4 protein-coding genes are annotated in these 5,024 nt (G+C 57.5%); 1 reads left to right on the forward strand and 3 read right to left on the reverse strand.

The window, feature by feature from the left end:
- Positions 1-27: 27 nt before the first annotated feature.
- Positions 28-171: a M13-type metalloendopeptidase gene (locus G0D83_RS32910; RefSeq protein ID WP_370457347.1), complete on the forward strand. Its 144-nt coding sequence runs from the start codon at positions 28-30 to the stop codon at positions 169-171.
- A gap of 779 nt (positions 172-950) precedes the next feature.
- On the opposite strand, the gene G0D83_RS29455 is transcribed toward G0D83_RS32910, so the two are convergent.
- Genes G0D83_RS29455 through G0D83_RS29465 form a run of 3 tightly spaced genes read right to left on the reverse strand, consistent with a single transcriptional unit; the run spans position 951 to position 4,983 of the window.
- Positions 951-2,768, reverse strand: a complete 1,818-nt coding sequence (locus tag G0D83_RS29455; protein WP_164198118.1) for a TniQ family protein — start codon at positions 2,766-2,768, stop codon at positions 951-953.
- 2 nt (positions 2,769-2,770) lie between these two features.
- Entirely contained in the window at positions 2,771-3,724 is a 954-nt protein-coding gene (locus G0D83_RS29460; protein WP_164198120.1) for an ATP-binding protein, read from the reverse strand.
- Entirely contained in the window at positions 3,721-4,983 is a 1,263-nt protein-coding gene (locus G0D83_RS29465) for a Mu transposase C-terminal domain-containing protein (RefSeq protein ID WP_164198122.1), read from the reverse strand. Before G0D83_RS29465 ends, G0D83_RS29460 begins: the two co-directional genes overlap by 4 nt.
- Positions 4,984-5,024 lie beyond the last annotated feature (41 nt).

The raw sequence follows: 5,024 nt of genomic DNA on the forward strand, positions 1-5,024 counted from the left end.
AAATCGACCGAGGCCTATGATCGCCTGCTGGTCGCGGGCGATCCGCACGCGCCGTCGCCCTACCGCGCAATTGCCGCTCTTCAGCACCTGCCGGCCTTCTACGAGGCCTTCGGCATCGAGGAAGGCGATCTGATGTGGCTGCCGCCCGAGGAAAGGATCACCGCCTGGTGATCCACCGGCCAAGGTCCGGGTCCGGGGCGCCCACCGCGCAGCGAGCCCGGGACAAATCGCACCGGTTTCGCGGCCCCGGGCACCATGCGCGAACGCTCTGACGGCAATTGCGCCTTCCCTCCCTGACTTGCCCACATCCTCCTGACGTTGCGGCAGGTCACCTATCACCAGAGGTAGGGCAGCTTGGGAAGGATACATCATCCTCGTAGGTATCCCCCCCCCTCCATCCTCCTCCCTGACGGACCAGAGGACAGCCTGACCGCACACGCCAAATAACCCCGTCACCATGCTCAGAGCATGTGGGAGAACGTCAGCAAAACAGGGGGCGGAAAGTGGGGCACTTACGGGGGCATTTCTACCGCCCTCGGGCCGGAAGTCTCGTAACTTCGGTATGTTAGGTGTGATGTCCGGTTAAGATTGGAATCTGACACGTTATTAAGCGATTGATCCAGAATCTTTTTACATTGGGGCATCACCACCAACTTGGAACATCTTCCGGGGAAGACTGGATCCTCCGCGCTATGGCTCCTCAAAGCCCATGAGACTGTGGCTCAGATCGCAGTCTTGCCCGAATAACACTGACTGGGTGCAAACGTGGATCAAAGCCCCTGACAGGGTACCTCGCGCAGCCGAGCACCTCCCCCTATCGTATGCCTTCGCCCTGCCGCGCAAGCGACAGGGCGAGATTTCACTTGTATTCACGTTGGATAAGGCGGACAGGTCTCTAGACCTGATGAGCACGGGACCAACCTAGTAGTGCCCACGGAAGCCTTTGAAGTTTAGAGGCTTAGAACGTTCTCCCGGTCGTACACCCGTGCATCGCTTCCCGAAATCACGGGGCTAAGCTGCGAAGCTCTGACCAGTGCCGTCACTTCTCTGGGCGTTAACCCGAGGTGTTGGGCAGCAGTCTTTGGCGTTTGGAACCTCTCTAGAAAGGCCTCGTAATCGTCGCAGGTTATGAACTCCGCGGCGTTTCGAAGCCCATTGGGTCGCCGACGATCTACACGGAGCAATCCAGCTGCAACTACTTGGCGAAGTTCTCGGCTGCTTAGGGCCAAACGCTTACGAACCTCCTCCAGTGTCAAATCGGCACGCTGGTGACGGCGTATCGCGGCAAGCAGCTCCTTATGGCTAACTCTAAGCCCAGCCAATCCGATCTCGGTCTTGTCAATGTAGGAACCGGGCAACTCTCCCTTCTCGAGATAGCGGAGGATTTGGCCTGCCGGGCACCGCAGCACGAAGGATGCGTGCGGAAGACTGATCATGTCGTCTCGGATGGCATGTCCGGGTTGAAGGATTGCCCGGGCTTCAACTCGTTTGAGGAGATCATCCAGCGCGTCAGCGCTGAACCGTGGTTTCTTGAAGGCAATGGTCGGAATGGGCTTGATCACCCTTTCCGACACAAGGCCGTCGAACATGGTGGCCCCGATACCCAGAATGTTGGCGCTCTGTTCCGCGCCGACGCTGGCGACCAGCGCAGCGACGTGCGTTGAGCATGCCCTAAGGCGGGTCCTAACGTCGAGTCCATCCGGAACGCCTCCGTCGGGCAAGTAACCATCAATTTCTAAGGCGGGTCGCACCCATTTTCGGGAGCGGTCTGTGGTTTCCGCGATTTTCTTGATGCACGCATCGACCTGCACTTCGGAGGGGGCGTATTGGTGTCTGGACAATAGGCAGTAGTCGCCTTGGTCTTTGATGAGGCCAAGCATGATCTCGCGAAACGCCTGCCGCTCTTTCTGCATCGAGGCCTGAAGCGCCCAGCCATGAAACCATGTTTTGCTGAGCCGCGTCGAATGTCGTCCGAGCGCTTCATCGACCTCATCGACCAGCTTCCCGTGCCCGGCACGGGTGACCGAGAAGCCCAGATCAATAAGTTCGCGCCGTCTTGTGAGCGGTGAGGCATCGGGGCGTAAAGTACCTTCGGCAAGAAACGCGCCCAGTCCCAGGCTCCAACGTTCCAGGGTGTCGATCTGGATATCAGGCAACCAGTCGACCATCTGGGTCTTCTGCTCAAGCCGCTCGAGAGCAGCTTTTTCAAAAACCGACAAGGCTTGCTGTTGGACCCGCTCCTCCAAGCTATGTAGCCATCCTTCCGCCAATTCGGCACGAAGCACATGGTCATAGCAGGTTGTGTAATCTGCGTAAGGTAGCTCAATCAGTGCGATTTCATGGCGACTGCAACAACCCATGAAGCGGGGCAACCATTGCCAACGGATCGCGGAGCCGTCGGCCTGATGTCCGGCCGCGGATAGATCCTCCAACCAACATTGAGGACAGATAGCCAAATCATGCTTGCGAATGGACCGAGTCAGGAAACGTTGCCCACACAGGTCAGTGTATTTGTCGCTGACCTTGCGCGGACTGTGCAAGATGAGCTCGGCGCTGGACGATCCGGTAAGCTTGGCCAAGGCTTGGAGGTGCTGCAGATCGCCGGAAGAGACGGCCGCCTTCCCAAGACCCATTGCCGTGCAAAACTCGGCGGTAGACCGCGAAGCATTTGCCGAAGCATTCCGGGACAAAGTTGAGAACGCCGGCTCCCCCGCCATCGCCGAGAGGGCAATCGGGAGCCGGGAGATCGCCTGTTCTTCAATGTACAAGACTATTCCCCTGACTTGTTCAAGTCGACGTCTGTGGGCAAGCTGGCAAAGTCCTCAGCTATAAACGGGTTCATGTCCGGGAGGCAGTCGAACCGTTGCGCGTGGGTCATCCGAAAATGCTCGATTTCCAGCACCTTGTCGCCTGCGAGGAGCGCGGATTTCAGCGCCAAAATGCAGATCTCGCACAACTCCCCGAACGCGTAAAACGAGGCATGTAGCAGCCGTTCGGCAAAGTCTGGTGACTTCACACTCTTGCTGAGTTCTAGGCCCGCCCCCTCGCAATAGCGTGCGAGAACCTTAATTGCGCGCCACGCATCCACCCCTGGATCAAGATCGGTCATGTGTACGACGCTGTACCTGCGCTTAAACTGCTGGTCCGAATTCAATATTTCGGCGAAGTCGGGCGTCCCTATGAGGATCGGGACAACCTGCCCCTTCTGGGGTTGAACCAGTGACTTTAGGGCATCCCGCATGGACTGGCGGTCCTTGGGTCCGGCCGCACGAACATGTTGGATCTCGTCTAGGACCAGAACTTGTGTCTCCAGTCTCTCGATATAGGCGGCGACATACTGCCATATATCCTCTGCCGAATCCCGAGCCTTCGGCGTCCAGCCGTACTCCAACGAAATCAGCATCCTAAGCTTGCGCAGAGTCACATCGTCTCGGAGTGGCACGAACACGTGACCGCGCGGACAAGCACCCACTGTAGTCCGATGCAGCCCCAGGCTTTCGAGGGCCCGCAAAACGCTCTTGGTCTTTCCTGTGCCGCTGCGTCCAAGTACGGCGACACCTCGGGCATCAGAAGCATATCCAAGTTCCTTTGCTGCAAGAAACTCCCGAAGCGAGCCTTCTATTTGATGCGTGATACGCTGCGCGTCAGTGTGCTCGATAAATATGTCGCGGCGCAGTTCTTGAACTTTACGGTCGACATCGCGGGGTTGGACCATGAGGGTCATATATCACCCTCTTTCTGCCACCACTCGGGACCTTCGTCGGTCTCATCCAGATCGTCTACGCCGTCCTCTGAGTAGGTAAGCTTGACACGCTGCAACTGGTCGCCTTGGTCGGCTTCAGCGTCGCCGATGACGTAGCCAATCCCCTCATCCGCGAGGTTCAGCGAACCCAGATCTGGTGCTTGATGCTCGACCACAGATAGGCCGAGATAAAGTTCCTTTTCGAGGCGTTTAATGTCCTCTGCAGTTGCCTGCTGCGGCAGCACGCCTATGATCCGCATGGCTTCGGTCGCGCGCGACCGCATTGCTTGAATCGCATCCGATATGGTGCCAGCAGCCAAAGCCGCTTGACCAGCGTAGCGAGGACGCAAAATTCGACCGACCGCGATCCACTCGTCGAGTTTTACCCCGTGGAAGTTTTCGACGCTGCACTCGATCTCGTGCCACTCTGCTCCGGTGTAGACGCTGATCATTCCCATGTCGTTTGGGTCTAGGTAAAGCCTAACCTTCGTATTCTTGGGCCGACGTCTAAGTCTTTGTAGCTCGCGAGAATTGTAGGCCACACCGAGAATCGTGATGCCTTTGGCTGTTACCTGGCGCTCTAGACATATTCCGAAAGCCCTCCGGCGCATGGAACGCGGTAACTGAGGGGGCATACCGACTGTACCGCCGAGCCGCTCTAATGCCGCCGCAGGCGTCTCTTTGAACAGCCCCAAATGCTGCGTATTGTGATAAACGTCGACGACATATCTGATGAAAATCAATGCCAATTGATCGTCGGTCAGGACGGCGGTCTCCTCTGTCGGATAGTCACCGCGCTCTTTCGGGTTGGAGAAAGTCCGTCCCGGGATGTATGGCATTGCTCGGTGCGTGAACGTGCGAAACACACGTTCAATGGTGCCACGCAACTGTGGCTCTCCCACGTTTGGATACGAATAAGTCGCGTGAGATTCGGTGACCGCGCGCGTCGTCGGGCCAGCTCTGAATGCTGATCCCGTATCGCTTGCAACGCTCTCAAACGGAAAGCCTTTCCAGCTGGATTGGGCTTCCGCAGCCGCGGCAAGGTCTGCTTTGTCACGTGTCGCCATTTCCAGCGCGCGAATGGCCGAAGCAGAATTTTGCGACGATGCAACCACCAGACCGACGATGTACCTGGTGGCCACATCTATGACAACGTAAAGCCAGCGGCGCCCCCGCGGAAGCTTGTCGATGGTTTTTTGATCAAGTATAGCGCGACAATCAGGGAGAGACGGCAGCGACAATCAAGATGAGATTCTATGTCGCGACATCGGTGACGGTATCA

The organism is Salipiger sp. PrR003, from assembly GCF_010500785.1.
Lineage (GTDB): Bacteria > Pseudomonadota > Alphaproteobacteria > Rhodobacterales > Rhodobacteraceae > Salipiger > Salipiger pacificus_A.